The sequence below is a fragment of the Ancrocorticia populi genome, assembly GCF_003123745.1.
GTDB classification, from domain to species: Bacteria; Actinomycetota; Actinomycetes; order Actinomycetales; family Actinomycetaceae; genus Ancrocorticia; species Ancrocorticia populi.
Genome location: NZ_QETB01000003.1, coordinates 179,331 through 200,882, shown reverse-complemented (window position 1 = coordinate 200,882; position 21,552 = coordinate 179,331). Strand labels below are relative to the sequence as shown.

Genomic DNA, 21,552 nt, shown 5'->3' with positions numbered 1-21,552 from the left:
CTGAGGGTCAGGTAGAAGTGACCTTCCCGCCCGCCTCCGATCGGCTACTTGAGAATAACGATGTTTTACCTTCGTCAGCCAGCGCGCCGAGCAAAGAGTCTGATAATCAGCCGCAGGGCCAGAGTGATGCCGATGAATCCAAGCACTCCGGCGATCAGGTGGTGAAGGGTCAGAACCGTAGTTATGTGGACAGTGCTGGGCACGAGCAGAAAAACCAGCGCCATGACGATGGCAATACAGGCGAAGGCACCCGAGAGGATATCGTCCACCACGGAGCCGAACCACTCCGGGTCCGATGAGGCGGCGAACGAGCGGGCGCGTAGCGTAAGTTCGCCGCGCTCTAGCTGAGTTGTCAGGCGCTCCGCGCGGGCCGGTAGGCGGCGGGCAGCTATGGCCGAGGTAAGGGCCGATGTTGCGGCGATGTTGGCTAGGAGCTCCGGGGAACTTAGCGTTGTAACAAGATGCGGGAGAGCTTCTTGGGCTGCTTGGAACAGTCCGTAGCCTGGCCTGAGCGTTTGCAGCGTGATGTCCAGTGAAGCGAGTGTGCGGAATGCTCCGGCTACGTCCCCTGGAATACTGATGCCGTACTCGCGTAGCACGGCGAACACATCGGAGAAGATGGTAGCGTCCGCCTCTTGGCGGTGGCCGAGGACGGTTAGTACCCGGCCCAGATCGCGCTGGAGGGCGCTGCGATCAATATCTGGGTCTACATCGAATGCCATTAAGATCGACGCAACGGCGTTGACGTTATCATCCGTAAAGATGGCCAGAAGGAGGGACGCGAGCAGTTGGCGCGTTTCCGCATCGATTACCCCGATTGCGCCGAAGTCAAGAAGCCCAATCGTCTCGTCTTGTAGCAGCATGATGTTGCCGGGGTGAAGATCCGCATGGAAAACGCCGTGGATGAGGATGGATTCGGCTGTGGCGGAAAAGAGTTCGCTGGCCAGTTCATCGCGTTGGGCGGTTTCTGTAGAGGCCACTGCTGACGGAACTGGGGCACCTTGAAGTTCGGTCATCACTAGCACTCGCTTCGTGGAGAGTTCCGGGATTATCGTGGGTGCGGTAATGAGCGGATGCCACTTCAGCGAGCGGGCGATGGCGGTGGTGTTGCGAGCCTCGATATCGTAGTCCAACTCCTGGTTTAAGGAATCCACCAAACCGCCGATAAGGGCAAGTAGGCCCAGCCTGTCTGCCCACTCAAAGCGCTTCTGGGCGGTCCTAGCGAAGCGAAGTAGGATGTCGCAATCAACTTGTACTTGTTCAGCTGCGCCGGGCCGTTGCACTTTGACCACAACGCGGCGGCCATCCTTGAGGGTAGCGCGGTGTACCTGCGCTACCGATGCAGCGGCGAAAGGATCTGGATCGAAGTGTCCGAAGATTGCATCGGGTTCCGCGTCCCATTCGTTCAACAACGTTTCTCGGATATCCTCTGATGAGGCCGGCGCGGCGGAGGTCTGGAGAGAGGAAAGCGCCGTGATGAGGGGAGCGGGAAGCAGGTCCGAACGCGTGGAGAGCAACTGACCGAACTTAACAAACGTGACTCCAGCGCTATTGATCATCCGGATGAGCGCGGTGACGAATTCGGAGGATTCGGGGCCGTAACGCAGTGCCCGGCCAAGTCCAGAGCGCATAACAATCCAGCCGAGCTGGAGGTAGCGCCGCAGCCGCCGGATGCCTAGTCTGCTTTCTACGATGCCCTCGATAGGGCCACCGAAGGTCCCGGTTGGGACGATGAGCTCAACAACCACAAGAGCCAGCAGTGCCACGGCGAAAATCCACAGGAGGATGATGGCACCGGTCACGAGAGCGATGCCCGGAGCGACAGCCAGAGCACCTTCGTCAGTGAAGATGCCCAGCGCGGTCCCCGCCCACACCGACACAGGAATTAGTGCGATCAGAGTCAGAAGTGAAACAAGGTACGCGCGAATCCATCCTACGGCGGGCAGCAGACGTTTGATCACCACGGTGAAGACCGCGGCAACGAGCAAGGTGGTCAGCGCTTGGTAAAGGAAACTGAGGGCGTCCATTTCTCTACTGTAGTCGTCCGGGATGTGTGATGTACGTGTATGGGTACTTCGTCCTATGCCCGTGTCAGGCTCGCTAATGATGGTATGCGAAGTGCCGCATCCGTTCAGGGTCCGGTGTGGCCGGTGGGATAATGGAGTATTTTTCACGGAATCTTTACCAGCGATTGACAAGCGAGTGAGCGGGCGGGCTCAGCCACGGTTTTTGGCACAGCTAAGCCATTTTCACAAGGGATGACTTACTTAATTCACCTAGGAACTGGGGGCTTGTTGGGACTAAAGTACGAATTAGCATTCATTTGTGATCGAAGCTCCACATGCGGTGTGTGTGCCGATGCTTCGAGAAGCGAAAGTTACTGAGCTTATGCAGTAGCCTCGTGGAAGAGGAGGACACAGATGTCAACAACGACAGAACAAGCACCGCCCCGTCCAGGTACGTGGGTGCTTAAAGTTGCTATGGCCATTACTGGCACATTATTAGTAGCTTTCTTGCTTATTCATTTATTTGGTAACTTTAAGATCTTTACCGGGCCCGAGCACTTCGACGATTACGCCGAGTGGCTGCGTGTCGCATTCGCACCGTTCCTGCCCGAAGGAATGGTGCTCTGGCTGTTCAGGATCGTCATATTCGGCGGCCTTTTCATCCACGTTTACGGTGCAATCACGATTTGGTCCCGTGGGCGTAAGGCGCGTGGTCCGCACCGGGCCGGAATCAAGGCATCGCGCACCGGCTTCCAGGGCTTTTCTGCTCGGCTGATGCCCGTGACGGGCGTGTTCACGCTTGCCTTTATCGTGATCCACTTAATGGACCTGACGCTCGGAATTAAGCCGGTTGCATCAGATTCCTTCCAGCATCCGGTGGGTACCCGTCCGGCCGCGTACAGCAACGTCATCGCCTCGTTCGAGCGTCCTTGGATGGCAGCCATCTACATCATCATGATGGTGCTTATCTCCATCCACGTGGCACACGGAGTGACCACTGTTGTTCAGGATCTCGGCGCAATGGGTAAGCGTGTTCGTCTCGTTGCCGCAATCGTTGCTGGCCTCTGTGCCCTCGCTATCCTGCTCGGTAATGCGGCCATTCCGCTCGCAGTCCAGTTTGGAGTCATATCGTGAGTAATATTTTCCGTAAGAACGTGTCCACAGAAACCGCTGAACCTGCTGCGGCTCCCTTTGTAGCGCCCCGCGTCACCGTCGCGGGTGCTACAAACGGTCAAGTCCTAGATGGCAAGGTGCCAGAAGGCGATCCGGCCGAAGCATGGCACAAGCGGCGCGACGCTTACAAGCTGGTTGGTGCGAACAACAAGCGCAAGTTCACCGTTGTTGTTATTGGTACCGGACTTGCTGGCAGTGGCTGCGCGGCTGCACTGGCCGAACAGGGCTACAACGTCCATTCGGTCACCTACCATGACGCCCCGCGGCGTGCTCACTCCGTTGCTGCGCAGGGCGGCATCAACGCGGCTCGCGCTCGTAAGGTTGATGGCGATTCCATCTATCGATTCGTGAAGGACACAGTCAAGGGTGGCGATTTCCGCTCCCGCGAGGCAGAGGCCTTCCGACTGGGCGAAGAGTCCATCCGCGTAATCGACCACATGAACGCCATTGGCGCACCATTCGCACGCGAGTATGGTGGCACACTCGCCACCCGTTCGTTCGGCGGCGTTCAGGTGTCTCGTACGTACTACACGCGCGGCCAGACGGGCCAGCAGCTCCAGATTGCTGGTGCGCAGGCTCTGCTGCGTCAGGTAAAGCGCGGGACGATCACCCTTCATACTAGGTCCGAGATGCTGGACCTCATCATGGAGGATGGTGTTGCTCGTGGCGTTGTAATTCGTAACCTCGTGACCGGTGAGGTCACAGCCATCCCGGCTCACGCCGTGGTGCTGGCAACCGGTGGTTACGGATCGCTGTACTACTACTCGACTCTGGCGATTAACTGCAACGCCTCCGCTGCGTGGCGTGCACACCGCCATGGTGCGTACATGTCTCACGTCTCATGGGTCCAGTTCCACCCGACAGCACTTCCGGTGCAGTCCGAGTTCCAGTCCAAGACCATCTTGATGTCTGAGTCTCTGCGAAACGATGGCCGGATTTGGGTACCGAAGAAGGCTGGCGACGATCGCGATCCCAACACGATTCCTGAGGACGAGCGCGATTATTACCTAGAGCGCAAGTACCCGGCCTTCGGCAACCTCTGCCCGCGAGATATCGCTTCTCGCGCCGCAAAGGAGCAGCTGGATTCGGGTCACGGTGTTGGCCCCCTGAAGAACTCCGTTTATCTGGACTTCAAGGATGCCATCGCCCGCGATGGCGAGGGCGCGATTCGTGAACGCTACGGAAACCTCTTCGAGATGTATGAGCGTGCCGTTGCAGAGAACCCGTACAAGGTTCCTATGCGTATTGCTCCCGGCGCTCACTTCACGATGGGCGGCCTGTGGACGGACTTCAATCAGATGAGCTCTATCCCGGGTATGTTCGTTGGTGGAGAGGCCGGATGGTCTTACCATGGCGCGAACCGCCTAGGTGCTAACTCCCTCCTTTCGGCATGTGTGGACGGTTGGTTCACTCTTCCGTTCTCCATCCCGAACTACTTGGCCGATCACCTAGGTGAGGCGCTGCCGGGCATGGATTCGAAGCCGGTCCAGGAGGCGATGGCGCGGGTTAACGCACGTACGGATGCTCTGCTGAGCGTAGGCGGATCGAAGAGCCCAACGGCCTTCCACCGCGAGCTTGGCGACATCATGTATGAAGGCTGCGGTGTGAATCGCTCGAAGGAAGGCCTCACGGAAGCACGCGGCAAGATTCAAGAACTCCGCAAGGAGTTCTGGAGCAACGTCGCAGTGCCGGGCACGGGATCTCAGGTCAATCAAACTCTGGAGAAGGCGGGCCGCGTGGCTGACTTCCTTGAGCTGGCCGAGCTACTGTGCGTGGATGCCTTGGATCGCGAGGAATCCTGTGGAGCACACTTCCGGGTTGAGCATCAGCAAGAAGGCGAAGCCCAGCGTGACGATGAGCATTGGACCTTCGCCTCAGCGTGGGGTACCGAAGGCGGAGAGGGCCCAACCTCGGCCTCCGAGCCTCTGACCTTTACACGTAACGTGGAGCCACTGGAATTCTCAGCGGTTCCCATGGCAACGAGGAGCTACAAGTGAAACTAACACTCGAAGTTTGGCGCCAGCCCTCAACAAATGCTCAGGGCACTTGGGAGCGTCACGAACTAGACGGACTAGAGCCTGCGATGAGCATTCTCGAAATGCTCGACGCGCTGAACGAGCAACTGATCGCGCAGGGCAAGGAACAGGTTGCGTTTGAATCGGACTGCCGCGAGGGCATCTGCGGCGCGTGTGGTTTGACGGTCAATGGCCTCCCGCACGGCCCGGAGAACAACCTTCCGGCCTGCCATCAGCGCCTCCGCCACTTCAAGGATGGCGATACGGTAAGGATTGAGCCTCTGCGCTCGGCATCCTACCCGGTGGTGCGCGATCTGATTGTGGATCGTTCCGCCCTGGACCGGGTTGTCATTGCTGGCGGAACCGTTGCTGTGAACGCCGGAACTGCCCCCGATGCAGACACGCAGTTGATCAACCATGAGAAGCTGGAGCTGGCGATGGACTTCGCCGCATGTATCGGTTGTGGAGCCTGCGTGGCTGCATGCCCGAACGGTGCTGCCCATCTCTACGTTGGCTCAAAGCTTGCGCATCTGAGCATGCTTCCCGTGCCGCGCCAAGAGCGCGACCAGCGTGCGAAGGCCATGGTGACCGCGGCAGAAAGTTCCTTCGGACCCTGCTCCAACTATGGCGAGTGCGCGAAGGTTTGCCCGGAGAACATTCCGCTCTCCGCGGTAGCCGCAGTGAACAAGGAGCGTATGCTCTCTGGTCTTCGCCGGCAGGTGAAGACTGGGGCGTAGATTGTCCTGAGAGAATTGCCGGGTGTCTTAAGGCCCGGTACGAGGAGGTCCTTTCGGGGGCCTCCTCGTTCTATAATCTGGTTGAGAGGTGCACATGGATATCACAGAAGTTGCCGTTCCGTCCTATCCCGGCGAGGATCCGTTCGGCCAGTTCGAAGCCATCGAGGCGTTGACACGGGCCCGGTATGAGGATGGGCAGGCGCGTGCCATCACCGTGCACTCGGCCCGCGAGGTCTCTACGGCACATGCACGTGATCAGGTCTATAAGCGCCTCGTCTATCTCCTGAGCGATCCGACGGAAAGCAACTTCGATGCGCCCATCGCCCAGCTTGCCCCGGGCCGTCCCGCCAAGATCCTCGGCTATGGCTACCTGCGACTTTCCCAAGTACATAAAGAGCGATCCCTTGGCTTTTTCGACATCGTGATTCATCCTGAAAGCTGGGGTAAGGGATACGAGGACTACCTGCTTGAGGTCATCTCCAAGGAAGCAAAGAAGCGCGGCGTTAAGTGGCTCTCTTGCCGGGTGTATATGCCGTATCCCAGTACCTATAACGCCACGGTCTCCGAGCTGTTCATGGAGCAACCGGGGAGTGCCTTCCTCCTGCGGCATGGCTTTACGCTGGCTCATACATACGAGGATTACCGCTGGGACGTTTCTGATCATGGGACGATCCGCGAACGCATGACCCCGCTGATCCAGCCGGGCGATTACCGCCTCGTCTCTTGGCAGGGCATGACGCCCGCAAATCTGCTGGATTCCTTGGCGAAGTTCCGGCGCCAGTTCACCATGGATGAGCAGCAGGGTTCTCCGGAGGTGTCGCGGACTGAATCGTGGACCGCGGCTTCCTTGGCCGGCGAAGACGCGTATAACGTGGCAGTTGGCCAGCCTCATTTTACTACCGCCGCCGTAGACAGCCGTGGGGAAGTAGTGGGCTTTTCCACCATCATCTCAAACGTGGATTCACCCGAGCGCCCGGTTCAGGCCGGCACGATCGTTCGCCCTGAACACCGTGGGCGCAACCTCGGCATCACGCTGAAGGCCGCGAACATCATCAACGTGATCGATTCGCATCCGCAAACCGAAACCATCACCACGGGCGTGGATCCCGCCAACGAGCACCTCGTGGATATCAACGCGCACCTCGGATTCGTGCGCACGGGCCTGCAGGGAGACTTCCGCCGGAAAGTCTAGGTTAGCGTGCGGTTTCGGCGATACCATGAATCATGGAGCATTTCATCGACGAAGAATCCACGTGGCTAGCCCACAACTACCATCCCCTTGACGTGGTTATCCGCTCCGGACACGGTGCATGGGTTGAGGACACCGAGGGAGATCGATACCTTGATTGCCTTGCGGGGTATTCTGCGGTGAACTTTGGGCACACCAACGATCGCTTGGTTGCCCGTGCCACAGAGCAAATGGGCCGCCTCACGATGATCTCCCGGGCGTTCCGCAACGATCAGCTGGGTCCGCTGGCCCGCGAACTCGCCACTTTGTGCGAGGCAGAGATGGTATTGCCCATGAACACCGGCGCGGAGGCCGTAGAGACTGCCATCAAGACTGCGCGCGCGTGGGGTTACCGGGTTAAAGGCGTCCCCGAAGACAGGGCAAACATCATCGTGATGGGTTCGAATTTTCACGGCCGGACTACGACGGTGATTTCTTTTTCTGACGACGACGATGCACGCCGCGACTTTGGCCCCTACACTCAGGGCTTTCGGCAAGCGACGTTCGGAAATGTCGCATCGGTAGAGCGACTGGTCGATCCCAATACCGTGGCCGTGCTGACCGAGCCAATACAGGGCGAAGCAGGGGTAATCATCCCACCGGATGACTTCATGCCCGGCCTACGGGAGCTGTGCTCGCGAAACAATGTGCTGCTCATAGCGGACGAGATCCAGTCCGGTCTGGGGCGAACAGGCACCACCCTTGCCTGCGACCTGTGGGGCGTCAAGCCGGACCTCATGACGCTCGGAAAAGCCCTCGGAGGAGGGATTGTTCCGGTATCGGCCGTGGTGGGCAGACGTGACGTGTTGGGCGTGCTCGGGCCCGGTCAGCACGGCTCGACATTCGGTGGCAACCCACTCTCGGCGGCCGTCGCGCGCGAGGTAGTCCAGATTCTGGCTGAAGGCAAGCCTCAGGCGAATGTGCGCCGCCTCGCGCCCCAGATGCGGCGAGGGCTCGAATCGATGGAGGGAATCGAACACTTCACCCATGTGGGGCTGTGGAGCGGTGTCACCATACCGGAGGAGCTGGGAACCGGGCGGGACCTGTGCGAGCGGCTAGCTGCCCACGGCGTTCTAGCCAAGGATACCCATGGCTCCACCGTCCGGCTCTCGCCGCCGCTAACCGTAACGTCAGAAGATGTTGAATTCATGCTGACTGGTCTCGCGGCGGCGCTGGCGGATCTAGGCTAGTTCAGCCCGGACAATCTTTGTGGCCTCGACCAGGTTCGCCAAGGTTGCGTTCGTTTCGGGGTACGCGCGCGTCTTCAATCCACAATCCGGGTTGACCCAGAGGTGGTTGGCCGGAACGGACTGAGCTGCGGCTTGGATGAGCTCAACGAGTTCGGCCGTGCTGGGCACGCGTGGGGAGTGGATGTCCCACACACCGGGGCCAACGCCACGGAAGAAGCCGTTAGCGGCCAGCTCGGGGAGCACTTCCATCTTCGAGCGTGCTGCCTCAATCGAAGTTACGTCCGCGTCCAGGCCCGCGATTGCATCGATGATCTGGCCGAACTCTGAGTAGCACAGGTGCGTATGGATCTGCGTATCCGGGCGCACACCCGCGGTGGCGGCCCTGAAGGAGCCCACGGACCAGTCGAGGTAATCGGCCTGACGATCGGCGTCCAGCGGCAGGAGTTCGCGCAGCGCGGGCTCATCCACCTGAATGATGGAAGTGCCGGCGGCCTCAAGATCGGCCACCTCGTCCCGCAGTGCTAGCGCGATCTGATCGGCGGATTCGCCCAGCGGAATGTCGATCCGGGGGAAGGACCACGCCAAGATGGTGACGGGACCAGTAAGCATTCCCTTAACCGGGCGTCCGGTTAGAGATTGGGCGTAAGAGGTCCACTCCACTGTCATGGGCGCCGGGCGGGCCACATCGCCCCACTGGATGGAAGGACGTGTGCAGCGAGATCCGTAGGACTGGACCCAGCCGTTGCGGGTAGCGGCAAAGCCATCGAACTGTTCAGCGAAGTACTGAACCATGTCATTGCGCTCTGGCTCGCCGTGCACAAGGACGTCGATATCCAGATCCTCTTGCAGCTTGATCACCTTGGCTACCTCACCGCGGATTCGCTCCGTGTAGCCAGCCTCATCGATCTCTCCCCGGTTTAGCGCAGCGCGTGCGTTGCGGATCTCCGGAGTTTGGGGGAAGGAACCGATCGTCGTGGTGGGAAGAATAGGTAAGCCAAGCTTTTGTGCCTGAATCGGCTCACGCTCAGTGAAAGGGATACGGGTGCGGTCAGCTTCGGTAAGTGCGGCGGTGCGGGTGCGAACGTCTTCGCGGCGCACACCCGGGGCGATCGCTCGGGCGGCGAGGGCCGTGGATGCCTGCGCGATATCGGCGGCAACACTGTCCCAGCCATGTGAGAGTCCACGTGCCAGAACCGCCGTTTCAGCCACTTTCTGATCGGCGAACGCCAGCCAATCGTGCAGGTTCGCGTTGAGCTCGGTATCCCCCCACTTCTCATCGGCCGTATCGTGAGGCACGTGTTGCAAAGAGTTTGTGGTAGCCACGGAGATTCCCGCGGCGCCCAGCTGTTCGAGTTCGATAAGGGCATCGCGTGCCGCCGCCAGATCGGCCCGCCAAATGTTGCGTCCGTCAATCAGGCCAGCCACGAGCCGAACCTTGGAGAGGTTCACTTCCCCGGGAACGGGAGCTGATCCCCGCACCAGATCAAGCTGGATGGCCTCAACGCCGGAGCCCGCAATGGCTGGGAGAGCCATACGCCCATCGCCATAGGGCAGGGCCAGCAGCAGACTCGGGCGGTCCTCAAGCGCCGCGAGCAGCGGCCAGACACGGCCGGCGATCTCGGCAAGGTCTATCCGTGAGACCGAGAGATTATCGGAGACGAGCGCCGGCTCATCGAATTGCACCCACGTTGCTCCTGCCGCACCGAAGGCTGAGACGAGTTCGCGGTAAGCGGCCACAACGTCGTCGATCCGATCAAGTGGCTCAAAACCCTCTGGGGCGTCATCGGCGGCCTTAGCCAAAGCCAAATACGTGACGGGACCAACCACAACGGGGCGCGTTAAAGTGCCGGCGTTCTTCGCCTCAACGAAGCGCTGAACAAGGTGATCGTTAGCAAACGAAATCGGGGTGTCTGGACCAATTTCGGGAACGAGGTAGTGGTAGTTCGTATCGAACCACTTCGTCATCTCCAGTGGCGGAACGTCCTGATCGCCGCGCGCAAGTGCGAAGTAGAGGTCCAATTCGCTCTTGCCGGAAAAACGCTGCGGGATGGCACCTAGCTGCCACGTGACGTCAAGAACCTGATCGTACAGCGAGGAATTCTCCGGGATTGAAGAATTGCTGCGATCGTAGCCGAGTTCGGCCAGCCGATCGAAGGTGGCGTGGCGCAGTGCGGTGAACGCGGAGGTGAGCTCTTCGGCGGTTGACCGCCCGGCCCAGTAGGATTCGACGGCGCGCTTGAGTTCGCGGCGGCGCCCGATGCGCGGGTATCCGAGGATTGTTGCCGTGGGGAATTCGGTTGCCATGGTTCTTCCTTAGTCAGTGGGTGTTAGTTCGGGTAATTCGTCAATGAGGTCGAGGACGGGCTGGGCCTTGTTAAACGTGTAAAAGTGGATGCCGGGCGCCCCGGAGTCAAGGATCTGGCGGGCGAGCGTTGAACCGTGAACGATTCCGCGACGATACAGGTCTTGCTCGTCACTTGCGCGAGAAAGATCGTTCACCAGCCGTTCGGGTGCCACCACCTTCGTCAGCTCGGCTACGCGCGCCAACCGGCGCGGTTCAGTTGGCACCAAGATGCCAGCGACGATCGGGATTGTCACGCCATACCGGCGAGCCTTTTCCACGAAGGCGATGTAATCATCGGCCTCGAAGAAGAGCTGGGTGATGGCGAAATCCGCGCCAGCTACCTGTTTGAGCAGGAGGCGTTCAATCTCCTGCTCGGGGCTGGTCCCCGCCTCGGGGTTTCCCGACGGGAAGGTGGCCACGGCGATCGTGAGCGGTTTGAACGCAGCGCGCAGTCCCGCTCCAGGCTGTTTGATGTTGCGATGCTGCTCAAGGGTGCGGATGACGTTCACCAGCTCGGCGGCCGAATTCACCCCGTCTGCCGCGGGACGCCACGTGGGATCGTCTGCAGGGGGATCGCCTCTCAGGGCAAGGAACGTACGTACGCCGGAGTCCAAGTAATCCGAGATAACCGAGACGAGTTCTTCACGTGAGGCTCGCACACATGTCAGGTGTGCGATGGGCTGGATCGGGGTATCTCTCACGAGCCGGCGCACAACCTGGCGGGCTGTGCTGCGATCTTGGCCCGCTGCCCCATACGTGACCGAAAGGAAGTCCGGCTGCGTTTCGAGGAGCCGAGTAACTGTGTTCCAGAACTTGGGAGCAATGTCCGGGCGGCGGGGCGGCATCACTTCAAAGGAGAGCGTCCGCGATCCACGGCGTGTGGAGTTGGGGGAGATGCTCACCGGCGCACCGCCTTCAGCGGCGCAACCTCCTGCATCATCATGTGCATTCGTGCAGCCAACTGAGTACCAACTCGGTCTGGTCTAGGGCGCGAAGCGTTTTCGATGATCATGTAAGAATTCTGCGATAAGTTCAGCTGGTGAGTTAGGGGTGTCCGCCTTTTGGACCGGAGCGCTGGTGTGGCGTGCGTGCCAGATCTACAGCCGGAGTTCCCAAACCGCGCACAACCCGGGATAATTTAACTGTATAAATCCGTGAAAATAAGTGTGCAGAGTGAGGGCAGATGCTGGCTCGTTCTACGTGGCATCGCATGACAGCGATAGTCACCGGCTTTTGGATCATCGTGCTGGTGGCTTCAGTGGCCGGTCAGCTCATCCTTCCCAACCCTCGGTGGTATCTCATCCACGTGAGTGGGCTGGGCGTGGCCGGTGCCTCTATCCTCATCTGGACGTGGCATTTCGCCGATGCCCTCACCCGTTCGAAGCAGTCTCAGCCCCATCAGATCATTCGGCTAGCTCTTCAATCGGTCGGCACCCTTGTGCTGGCTGGAGCACTTGCCACCACCGGTATGGCGGGTGTTGTACTCGGGGTCCTAGGTTCTCTTATGGTGTGCGCCGCGTTCGTCTGGCACTCATGGGCACTGCGGCGTGCCATGGGTGCCGCCTTCGTTTCTCCGGGTGCGGTCACTCTCCGCTACCACCTTGCGGGCGGCATCATCTTCATCATCGGGGCACTGGTGGGCCTGATCATGACGATCGATGTGACCAGCTTCGAGCTGGCTCAATCGTGGTGGCCAGCCCTATATGAGAACCACGACGCTATGGCGCTAGTACACGTGTTTGCGATGGTGCTCGGCTTCATCGGGATGACGGTGCTGGGAACTATCGTTACGTTTGGGCCAACGGTGGGCCGGACTCGCATGAGCGCCCAAAGCCTGAGGTGGGCGGGACGGGCGCTTCCGGTCCTTATCAGCGCGATCGTGGTGGGTGCGGCAGCGTCCCTCGCCGGCCTTCCAGTAGTGGCGGGTATCGCCGCCGGTGTGTGGGTTGTGGCCGCCATCGTGGGCGTTCTCTGGCCTGTGTTCAAGACATGGCGCGGTTCGATGCTGGGCGTTGGCGATGGCTGGACTATTGGGGCCGGGCTCATCTGGCTGGTGGCGGGTTGTGCGGTGTGGGCGGTGCAATTGGCGCTGGCACCTGACGCTCAGGAGGCGCGCAGCGTCTCCGGCGGAACCTACGCGATCTTCCTCGCAGCTGGAGCACTCCAGCTGATCCTCGGCTCTCTCACCTACCTGCTTCCAGTTGTGGCCGGGGGAGGGCCGGCGATGCTGCGCCAGTCCATTGAATTCCTAGAGCGAACCGGGGCCCTAAGGTTCTTTGTCCTGAACGGTGCGATGGTTCTGGCACTAATGCCCTTCCCCCTGCACGTCCATAACATTCTGCTGGGCGCAGCCGGACTCACAGCCCTCATGAGCTTTGTGCTTGTGCTCATGGCGGTAGTCAGGCAAAAGCGTCCCGAATCCAAGCCGTCAGAGACTAGCAGGCCTGCTCAAGAGCGCGGCCCGCGCCCCATGCCCGATCCCCACCTGAAATCGGGTGCCGCTATTGCCGCGGCTCTGCTCCTAGCCGTGACCGCGGGTGGTTACGGTGTCCAATCGGTTGCTGGCCCCGGTACATCGGACAACCAGAACGCGCCCGTCACCGAGGTTGACGTGACGGTGAGCGGCATGTCATTCGTCCCCAGCCAGATCAAGGTTCCGGCCGGAAACCGCTTGATCGTCAACTTTGAAAACACGGGGGATCAGCGCCACGATCTGGTGTTTGATAACGGGGCGGAAACCGGCCCGGTACCCACTGGCGAAACCGCCACAGTGGACGCGGGAATCATTGAAGAATCCACTGAGGGGTGGTGTTCTATGGTGGGCCACCGCCAGATGGGGATGACCCTCGACGTTATTGCCACCGGCACCGCCAACTCGCACGATTCTGATTCGGCCTCGGGCCCCTCGAATGGCTTACCCAATCTGCCCACGATGGCCGAACTCTCAGCGGATCCTGGCGAGCAATTTGTGCCGTGGGACGCCGCGCTGGATCCTGCGCCCGAGGAAACGGTCCATCACGTGAGCCTAGACGTCGAAGAAGTTGAGAAGGAGGTGGCCCCCGGCCGCACCCAAACTGTGTGGACGTTCAACGGCCAGACTCCGGGTCCTGTCCTGCGTGGGAAGGTAGGCGATCGCTTCGTTGTGGAGCTCACCAATAACGGCTCGATGGGACATTCGATCGATTTCCACGCGGGCGACGTATCGCCCGATGAGCCGATGCGCACCATCGAGCCGGGCGAATCCCTGACCTACGAGTTCACGGCGAACCGCTCCGGTATCTGGATGTACCACTGCTCCACATCCCCGATGTCCGTCCACATCGCCAACGGCATGTACGGCGCGGTGATCATCGATCCGCCGGGCCTGGAACCCGTTGACGAGGAGTACGTGCTCATTCAGGGCGAGCAGTATTGGTCTAGCGACCTCACGGAGGGCACGGACGCTGACGCGGTGGCGTACGGGACGCCCTCGGCCGTGACTTTCAACGGTTACCCCTTCCAGTACGATCACGAGCCGCTGAGCGCTCAGGCGGGTGACCGCGTGCGCATGTGGGTATTGGACGCCGGTCCGAATCTGCCGCTCAGCTTCCACGTAGTGGGTACCCAGTTCGATACGGTCTGGAGCGAGGGTGATTACCTGATTGATCACAGCGAGGATTCGGGCTCGCAGACACTCGGCTTGCTCGCCGCTCAGGGAGGTTTCGTCGAGTTCTCTCCGCACCAAGCCGGCAGCTACACCATCGTGAACCACGCGATGAGTAATGCGGAGCGTGGTGCACACGGAAAGCTCGTCGTCGTCGACAATTAACAACTAATAACGACGACGAAGCCCCGCCTACCCAAATCTCCCGTACGAAACGGGGCGGGTAAGCGGGGCCTCAGTGTCAAGGGCTTAGAAGGCCGGGATGACCTCACCATCGGGCCAAGTCTCCTCGATGAAGTCCGAGACTTCCTGGGAGTGAAGAAGCTCGTCGAGAGTCTGCGCGGCCTCTACTACCTCGGAGTCCGACTCGGAGTTCCACGCGAGGATGTTGGAGTAAGGGTTGCCTTCGCCCTCTTCGAGGTAGATCGCATCTTCGGACGGAACCAGATCGTTTTGCAGGGCGAAGTTGCCGTTGATGATCGCGATATCAACGTCTGGCAGCAGCTTGGGAACCGCCGGCGCCTCGGCCTCAACGAACTCGATGTTCTTCGGGTTATCAGCCACGTCATAGATAGTGGGGTTATCTACGTCATCCAGCGTAAGGAGATCGTTGACCTGAAGCAGTTCGAGTGCTCGCGCCTGATTGGACGGATCGTTTGTTATACCGACTTTGGCGTTGTCGGGGAGATCGGCTAGATCGTCGATCGTGTTGGAGTAGACGCCGTAAGGCTCAATATGCACGCCCTCGCCGCGATCGAAGGTGAAGTCATTCTCAGCAACCGCCTCATCGTAATAAGGGATGTGCTGGAAGAAGTTCGCCTGAATCTCACCGGACTGCAGCGCGGTGTTGGGCAGAACGTAGTCCTGATACTCGGTGATCTCGATCTCGATGCCAGCATCTTCGGCGAGGTTTTCCTGAACGAATTCGAGGATCTGCGCGTGGGGAACTGGGGATGCGCCAACCGTGATTTGCGTAAGGCCCTCGGAGGAGCCCGAAGCTGAGTCATCGGAGGAATCGTCGCTGTTGCCGCACGCGGAGAGCGTGAGGGCGGCAACCGCGCCGATGGCGGCAAGTGATTGGATTTTCTTCATGATTGATCCTTTGGTGGTTGTGTTGAAAGTCTTGTGGGCAGTGCTGAGGGTTTGCCCCCGGCTAGTAGTTCTCAGCGGTGGTCTACCAGCCGGCTGAGCATGTCTCCGACAATCTGAACGATGCTGACGATAACTACGATTACCACAACGATGATGAGCAGAATATCCATCTCGCTTCGATAGTAACCTTGGTTGATCGCAAGCGCGCCAAGTCCGCCGCCACCCACAGCGCCGGCCATGGCCGTGTAGCCGATGATCGTGATGCAGAGGATGGTCAGGGACTGGATAAGCGTGGGTACAGCCTCGCGCACGATCACGCCTGTGAGGATACGGTAGCGCGAGGCTCCCATCATCTGGGCCGCCTCGATCTTCCCTCGGTCTACGTTTGCGAGGTTGGATTCCACCATGCGCGCGAAGTACGGGATGGCTGACAAGGCAAGAGGAACCATGGCACCCTGCCAGCCGTTCGCCTGCCCAACGATCATTCGGGTCACGTTAATAAGGAGCACCATGAGGATGATAAACGGGATGGCGCGGCCAACGTTCACAATGAACCCGAGGATCTGGTAAATGGGCCGGTTCGGAAGGATACCGTTCGGGCGGGTGGCCGTGAGGATCACGCCGAGGATCAATCCGAAGAAGCCAGCCAGCAGCGTGGCCCAAGCTGTCATCAGGAGAGTTTCCGACGTGGCGTTCCAGAGTTCCTTCTGGATCACTGGATTATTGAACCAGGTATCGTCCGCCGCAAGGATGTTCATAGTGCGCGCTCCTTAGCTGAGACGCCAACTTTCTCCAGCGCCGAAAGTAGATCGTGGCGATCTTCCGTTGGGATGCTGAGCGCAAGGCGTGCTACCTGAATATCGCCCATGGTCTCGAAGGTGCCGGCACTGATATCTGCACCGTACTGCGAGGCCAGCGCGAGTACGCGCGATCCGGTTGGCTCACCTTGGCGTGCGGTGAATGAGACATCCAGTACCACCGAGTCGGCAGGGGTGAGGGCCGGATCGAACTCGGGCTCGGGGACGATACGCCGAGCCAAGGGAGAATCGATCGTCTCCATAATGTCGGATACCTTGCCTGTGGCGGACACCCTGCCGTGATCCAACAGGGTCACTTCGCTGCAGATTTTGCGGACCACTTCCATCTCGTGGGTGATGATGAGGACGGTGACGCCATAGGTATCACGCACATCCTTGAGGAGCCCGAGGATCTGATCTGTGGTTTCAGTATCGAGGGCCGAGGTGGGTTCGTCGCACAGAAGAACGGAGGGGCGATCGGCCATCGCGCGGGCGATGCCGACGCGTTGGCGCTGGCCGCCCGAGAGTTCCGAGGGAAATGCGCGGGCGCGATCGCCAAGCCCAACAAGATCAAGCATCTCCGTGACACGCGTTCGAGTGAGGGCTTTGCCCTGACCAGCGATGCGGAGGGGATAGGCGATGTTTCCAGCGGCGGTTCGCTGATCCAACAGGTTCCCGCCCTGAAACACCATGCCGATAGTTCGGCGGGCGTCGCGGAGTTGGCTGGAGGGGAGGGTGGAGAGATCTTTGCCGTCCACGAGGATAGAGCCGCTGGTTGGCCTCTCGAGGGCTGTCAGACAGCGAATCAGCGTGGACTTACCCGCGCCGGATTCGCCCACTATCCCGTGTATCTCCCCGGATTCAATGCTCAGGGAGATATTCTCGAGCGCTACAACGGGGTCCTCACCGCGGCGAGGATAGATCTTGCTGACGTCCTGTAGCTCGATCACCTTAATCTCCTCCATCGATCGTGGCAGAAGCACCCGACACTGCGGGTTGCTGCAGCGTCTGCGAACCACGTCTCTCAGCTGCTCTTGATGAATCTGGCACAAGCAAACCACGTTGCACGGCCAAACACCAAACGAAACCCACAGAGTGGTCAACAACGCGATTAAACCATAGGTAAGTAGGTAAATGGCGTGATGATCATCATGTGGGAGGGGGATGAAACACTTGTTCTATGGATATACATGTAGAAGATGACGTTCTGGAAGCCTTCGTTGAAGCCGAAGCAGACTTGGTTCTACCGCGGATCAATCCTGATGTGGTGTGGGGCCGCCGCCTGAACCTGCGCCGATTATGACGGCCTGAGCCGCAGCCCGGGGGAGGGTCGAGCGGACGCCGGCACATGTGATGGACAAGACCGTGGGATCGGGCTGGGCGGTTTCGACTGTGACCTCTATTCCCGGGACGATTCCGGCTGATTCAAGGTACACGAGCACATCAGAATGATCATCGGATACGCGTTCCACGCGCACGGTGGCCCCGGGCTGAGCCCCGATGAGTGAGACTGGCACCTGGCTGTGCGCCTCAAATTCGTGGGGTGCCGGGATTCGATCCCCGTGGGGATCACGCTCGGGGTGGCCGAGCTTGTGATCGAGCCGCTCAATGAATCGATCGGAGACGGCGTGCTCCAGCCGCTCGGCCTCCTCGTGAACCTCATCCCACGAATAGTCGAAGATCTGAACCAGGGCCGTCTCGATGAGACGGTGGGCCCGCACCATGCGTGCTGCCTGCCGCTTGCCCTCGCTGGTTAGCCGTACGGCTCCATAAGGGGCGTGGCGCACCAGTCCCAATGCGACTAGGCGGCCGACACCTTCAGAAACCGTTGACCGCGAGAGGTCAAGAGCCTTTGCGAGCTGGCCAGAGGAAACTGGCTCCTCCTGCCACTCGTTGATCTTCCATACGGCCTTGAGGTAGTCCTCATTCGAGTTAGTTAGCCCCACCGGTACGCCTCGATCAGGACAGGGCTGCGGCTACAGCGATGCCCAGCGACTTCTGGAAGTTGGTCTCCCGCTCCTCGGGGCTCATGTCCTGGCTTGGATCAAAAAGATGATCCGAGATGGTGAGCACAGCAAGGGCTTCTTTATGGTGTTTCGCCGCGAGGCCGTAGAGCGCTGCGGCCTCCATCTCCACACCCAGCGTGCCCAGTTCGGCCAGAAGTTTGACCTGCTCGGGTTCATTTCCGTAGAAGGCATCGCGAGAAACCACGGGGCCCACCTTGACGCGCGGATCGTTGCCCGCGAAAGCAGCGGCGGCCGAAAGGAGAGACCAAGAGGCGGTTGCCGAGAAGTTAATACCCGGGCACATGTGCTGGTTCATCGCGGAATCAGTGTGCGCACCGATGGCGATCACAACGTCACCGGCCTTGGCGCCTTCCGCAAGCCCACCGGCGGTTCCTACACGGATAATTCGCTCAACCCCGAACTGCGTAAAAAGTTCGGTGGCGTAGATGGAGAGCGAAGGCTGGCCCATGCCTGAAGCCATAACGGAAAGCGGCTTGCCCTGATGGGTGCCGGTATATGCGCCGATCCCGCGCACGTCAGACACAAGACGAACATCGTCCAAAAGCTGATCGGCCATGCGTGCGGCTCTCTTAGGATCCCCGGGCATGAGAACGGCTGGTGCGAAATCCCCAGGCTCGGCGGAAATATGTGGTGTTGCCACGAGTGTCTCCTTTGAAATGAATGTGTAACCACCCAAGAATATCCGGGAACGGCGTGAAATGACACGCGCGTAGACGACAAAACCGCGGGACATGATGTAGTTTCCTTCTAGGAGTGGCCAACTGGCTTGGAAACTCTGTGGAAGATCGAAGTACTAAGGTATGGGGTAATCTCTCCCAAGCCGAGAAAAGGAACGAATGATGACTCAGCCAAATTCGCCGGAGAATCAGCCGGACAACCAGCAGGGATTTCAGAATCAGCAGTCCGCACCTTCTGCATACTCGGCACCCGGCACGGCACAGTTCGGTCAGCAGCCATACGGCCAGCCTCAGGGCTACCCCCAGCAGGCGTACGGCCAGCCTCAGGGCTACCCGCAGCAGGCGGCATACGGCCAGCCCGCTTATGGCCAGCCATACGGCTACCAGGCGCCTTCGCAGACGTCCGGGCTAGGCGCCTTCTTCTCTCTTGATTTTTCCCAGAAGTTTGGATCCAAGATTGCGAAGCTAGTCATGATCTTCGCCTTCATCGTGGCAGGAGCGATCGCAGTTGCCGCACTCTTCAGCCTCATCACCGTATTGAGCTACGATTACGCGTCGGGTATGCAGATCTTCAGCGGCATATTCGTGTTTGTTCGCGACGTCGTGTTTGCCCTCTTCATCCTTGGGATCACTCGCGTGATTCTCGAGACCACGGTGAAGGACGAAGGGGATGAATCGGCTGCCGCATGAGCACCAACTACAAGTTAGTTGCCTTCGATCTGGACGATACGCTGGCACCTTCAAAATCGCCGCTTCCTGACCGGATGGCAAACGCGCTGGACGCCTTACTTCGCCTAACGCAAGTTTGCGTCATCTCGGGCGGACAGTTCGCGCAGTTTGATGCCCAAGTGTTGGCGAATCTCAAGGCAGAGCCTTCAGCTCTTGCCAATCTCCACTTGATGCCTACCTGCGGCACCCGTTACGTGGTGTTCACGGACGGGGCGTGGCGCGATGTGTACGCCCGCGATCTCAGCGCCAAGGAGCGTTCAGACGCTTTGGCTGTGCTGAAGGAGGAAGCTCGCAGGCTCGGCCTTTGGGAGTCTGAGACCTGGGGTCCGATTTTGGAGGATCGCGGATCTCAGATTACTTTTTCCGCGCTTGGCCAATCTGCCCCTGTGGAGGCCAAGAAGGCGTGGGATCCGGACAGGTCAAAGAAGGAGGCATTGCGCGCGGCGGTGGCACCGCGGCTGCCAGATCTCGAGGTTCGCTCGGGCGGATCCACGTCCATAGATATCACGCGGCGAGGCATCGATAAGGCGTACGGCATCGCCGAGCTGTCCAAGCAGACTGGCATCGCTATTCCCGATATGCTTTTCGTTGGTGACCGCCTCGATGAGGGCGGTAATGATTATCCGGTCAAGCGTTTAGGCATTGATACCCACGCCGTCACCGGCTGGGAAGATACGGCGGCCTTTGTCGAGGATTACGTCCGTCGCTGCGAGCAAAGGGAAGATAATGAGCCGTCAGAACGTGAACATTGATGAGCTAACGGATGCGGAAGTAGAGCGCTACCTCGAACGTGATCATTCGGGCGCGCTGCCTACTCCAACCCAACGCGAGGGAGGCGCCCCACTCGGCTACTCGCTCCTGATGGTTTTCGTGGGGATCTGCGGCATGTTTGCCGCTATCGAGCTTCTACGCGCTGAAAAGGCCATGCTGCAGGATCCCGGGACTGCGCTTACGTGCGATATCAACCCACTTATTGGCTGTAGCAAGTTCCTAACCGCTTCGCAGAATTCGGTATTCTTCGACACCTCGAACTCCGTATTTGGCCTCGCCTTCTTCGCGGGTATCTTCGCGCTTGGCGTGGTTTTAGCATCCGGTGGGCGTCTGGGCCGTTGGCTCTGGGTCGGACTCGACGCCCTCATGGTCCTTGCGGCCGCGTGGCTCGTGTGGTTCCAGTGGACGTCCATTACCGTTGAACGCTCCCTGTGCCCCTACTGCCTGATCGTCTGGGTAGTGACAATCCCACTCATCGTCAACACGTGGGCGCGTTCGGCTCAAGCCGGCCACGTCTCGCTCCCGGACGGCCTGCGCTCCGCTCTTGTTCGTGGACGTTGGTACATCGTGGCGGGAATTTACGTGATTTTGCTGGCCGTCATTGTGGTTGCGTTCTGGGATAAGTGGCCGCTGGTTTTCTAAAGGGAGTGTAAATCCGCCGGAACAAACTCGCCGTAACCAAGCTCCCTGAGGGCATCCCGGACCTTTTCGATCGCCGCGTCCATCTTCTCTCCCGGAAGCCCAGACTGGGCGTTCTCGAACCGGATATCGGCCTCAGACGTCGCGGGGATAACGTGAAGATGCACGTGCGGCACCTCCATACCAGCGATCATCAGCATTGCCCTTGGAACGCTAAACGCATGTTCTTGGGCCCTTCCGATTTTTTGGGCGACGACGGCGAGGTGCGCGAAAGCCTCCTCATCCAAATCGGTGAATCGGGAAACCTCTTGGCGGGGCACCACGAGAGTGTGCCCATCCTTGATAGGTTCGTGGGTGCCAAAAGCTACGCATGTTTCATCTGCCCATACGAAGCGACCCGGGATATTACCTGCAATGATCTCTGTAAATACGCTCATGACACCATTCTAGGCCGAGTCTCACAGTGGACAACGGATGGGCGGAG

General features: G+C 59.7%; 18 protein-coding genes. 9 read left to right on the top strand and 9 right to left on the bottom strand.

Annotation, left to right across the window (positions count from 1 at the left end):
* Positions 1-74: 74 nt before the first annotated feature.
* Entirely contained in the window at positions 75-2,027 is a 1,953-nt protein-coding gene (locus DD236_RS12390) for an ABC1 kinase family protein (protein ID WP_109093554.1), read from the bottom strand.
* A 393-nt stretch (positions 2,028-2,420) separates the two neighbouring features.
* Between DD236_RS12390 and DD236_RS06385 the strand changes: the two genes are divergently transcribed.
* The 5 genes from DD236_RS06385 (at position 2,421) to rocD (ending at position 8,349) form a co-directional block, all read left to right on the top strand.
* Complete coding sequence (locus DD236_RS06385) at positions 2,421-3,140, top strand: succinate dehydrogenase cytochrome b subunit (protein WP_109093553.1); 720 nt, start codon at positions 2,421-2,423, stop codon at positions 3,138-3,140.
* A gap of 116 nt (positions 3,141-3,256) precedes the next feature.
* Positions 3,257-5,176, top strand: a complete 1,920-nt coding sequence (locus DD236_RS06380) for a fumarate reductase/succinate dehydrogenase flavoprotein subunit (RefSeq protein ID WP_243410060.1) — start codon at positions 3,257-3,259, stop codon at positions 5,174-5,176.
* Positions 5,173-5,931 (top strand): succinate dehydrogenase/fumarate reductase iron-sulfur subunit, encoded by a 759-nt coding sequence (locus tag DD236_RS06375; protein WP_109093552.1) that lies wholly within the window; start codon positions 5,173-5,175, stop codon positions 5,929-5,931. Before DD236_RS06380 ends, DD236_RS06375 begins: the two co-directional genes overlap by 4 nt.
* Positions 5,932-6,025: 94 nt before the next feature.
* Complete coding sequence (locus DD236_RS06370; protein WP_109093551.1) at positions 6,026-7,123, top strand: hypothetical protein; 1,098 nt, start codon at positions 6,026-6,028, stop codon at positions 7,121-7,123.
* Between the two features lie 32 nt (positions 7,124-7,155).
* A complete protein-coding gene (gene rocD, locus DD236_RS06365) occupies positions 7,156-8,349 on the top strand; it encodes an ornithine--oxo-acid transaminase (RefSeq protein ID WP_109093550.1) in 1,194 nt (397 codons plus the stop codon).
* Here rocD and metE read toward each other — a convergent pair.
* Positions 8,341-10,653 carry a 5-methyltetrahydropteroyltriglutamate--homocysteine S-methyltransferase gene (gene metE / locus DD236_RS06360; RefSeq protein ID WP_109093549.1) on the bottom strand — a complete coding sequence of 771 codons (2,313 nt, stop codon included), beginning with the start codon at positions 10,651-10,653 and terminating at the stop codon, positions 8,341-8,343. The genes rocD and metE overlap by 9 nt on opposite strands.
* 9 nt (positions 10,654-10,662) lie before the next feature.
* The gene (locus DD236_RS06355) at positions 10,663-11,595 is read right to left on the bottom strand and encodes a methylenetetrahydrofolate reductase (protein WP_279322737.1); all 933 of its coding nucleotides are present in this window, start codon (positions 11,593-11,595) and stop codon (positions 10,663-10,665) included.
* A 308-nt stretch (positions 11,596-11,903) separates the two neighbouring features.
* On the opposite strand from DD236_RS06355, the gene DD236_RS12290 reads away from it, so the two are divergent.
* A complete protein-coding gene (locus DD236_RS12290) occupies positions 11,904-14,501 on the top strand; it encodes a multicopper oxidase domain-containing protein (RefSeq protein ID WP_165819847.1) in 2,598 nt (865 codons plus the stop codon).
* A gap of 84 nt (positions 14,502-14,585) precedes the next feature.
* On the opposite strand, the gene DD236_RS06345 is transcribed toward DD236_RS12290, so the two are convergent.
* The 5 genes from DD236_RS06345 to DD236_RS06325 all read right to left on the bottom strand — a co-directional run bounded on the left by DD236_RS06345 (position 14,586) and on the right by DD236_RS06325 (position 18,892).
* Entirely contained in the window at positions 14,586-15,428 is an 843-nt protein-coding gene (locus tag DD236_RS06345; RefSeq protein ID WP_109093547.1) for a MetQ/NlpA family ABC transporter substrate-binding protein, read from the bottom strand.
* 71 nt (positions 15,429-15,499) lie between these two features.
* On the bottom strand, positions 15,500-16,186 hold the full coding sequence (locus tag DD236_RS06340) for a methionine ABC transporter permease (protein ID WP_109093546.1): 687 nt from the start codon (positions 16,184-16,186) through the stop codon (positions 15,500-15,502).
* Entirely contained in the window at positions 16,183-17,175 is a 993-nt protein-coding gene (locus DD236_RS06335; RefSeq protein ID WP_109093545.1) for a methionine ABC transporter ATP-binding protein, read from the bottom strand. The genes DD236_RS06340 and DD236_RS06335 overlap by 4 nt, the downstream gene beginning before the upstream one ends.
* Before the next feature lie 303 nt (positions 17,176-17,478).
* Positions 17,479-18,171: a metal-dependent transcriptional regulator gene (locus tag DD236_RS12050; protein WP_165819846.1), complete on the bottom strand. Its 693-nt coding sequence runs from the start codon at positions 18,169-18,171 to the stop codon at positions 17,479-17,481.
* A 13-nt stretch (positions 18,172-18,184) separates the two neighbouring features.
* Entirely contained in the window at positions 18,185-18,892 is a 708-nt protein-coding gene (locus DD236_RS06325) for a purine-nucleoside phosphorylase (protein WP_109093694.1), read from the bottom strand.
* Between the two features lie 196 nt (positions 18,893-19,088).
* Here DD236_RS06325 and DD236_RS12165 point away from each other — a divergent pair, with 196 nt between their 5' ends.
* Genes DD236_RS12165 through DD236_RS06310 form a run of 3 tightly spaced genes read left to right on the top strand, consistent with a single transcriptional unit; the run spans position 19,089 to position 21,071 of the window.
* Complete coding sequence (locus tag DD236_RS12165) at positions 19,089-19,619, top strand: hypothetical protein (RefSeq protein WP_133246068.1); 531 nt, start codon at positions 19,089-19,091, stop codon at positions 19,617-19,619.
* Positions 19,616-20,410 (top strand): HAD-IIB family hydrolase, encoded by a 795-nt coding sequence (locus DD236_RS06315; protein ID WP_109093543.1) that lies wholly within the window; start codon positions 19,616-19,618, stop codon positions 20,408-20,410. Before DD236_RS12165 ends, DD236_RS06315 begins: the two co-directional genes overlap by 4 nt.
* Positions 20,385-21,071, top strand: coding sequence for a vitamin K epoxide reductase family protein (locus tag DD236_RS06310; RefSeq protein WP_109093542.1), 687 nt, complete (start codon positions 20,385-20,387; stop codon positions 21,069-21,071). The genes DD236_RS06315 and DD236_RS06310 overlap by 26 nt, the downstream gene beginning before the upstream one ends.
* On the opposite strand, the gene DD236_RS06305 is transcribed toward DD236_RS06310, so the two are convergent.
* Positions 21,068-21,505, bottom strand: a complete 438-nt coding sequence (locus DD236_RS06305; protein ID WP_109093541.1) for an HIT family protein — start codon at positions 21,503-21,505, stop codon at positions 21,068-21,070. The two genes, DD236_RS06310 and DD236_RS06305, sit on opposite strands and share 4 nt — an antisense overlap.
* Between the last annotated feature and the right edge of the window lie 47 nt (positions 21,506-21,552).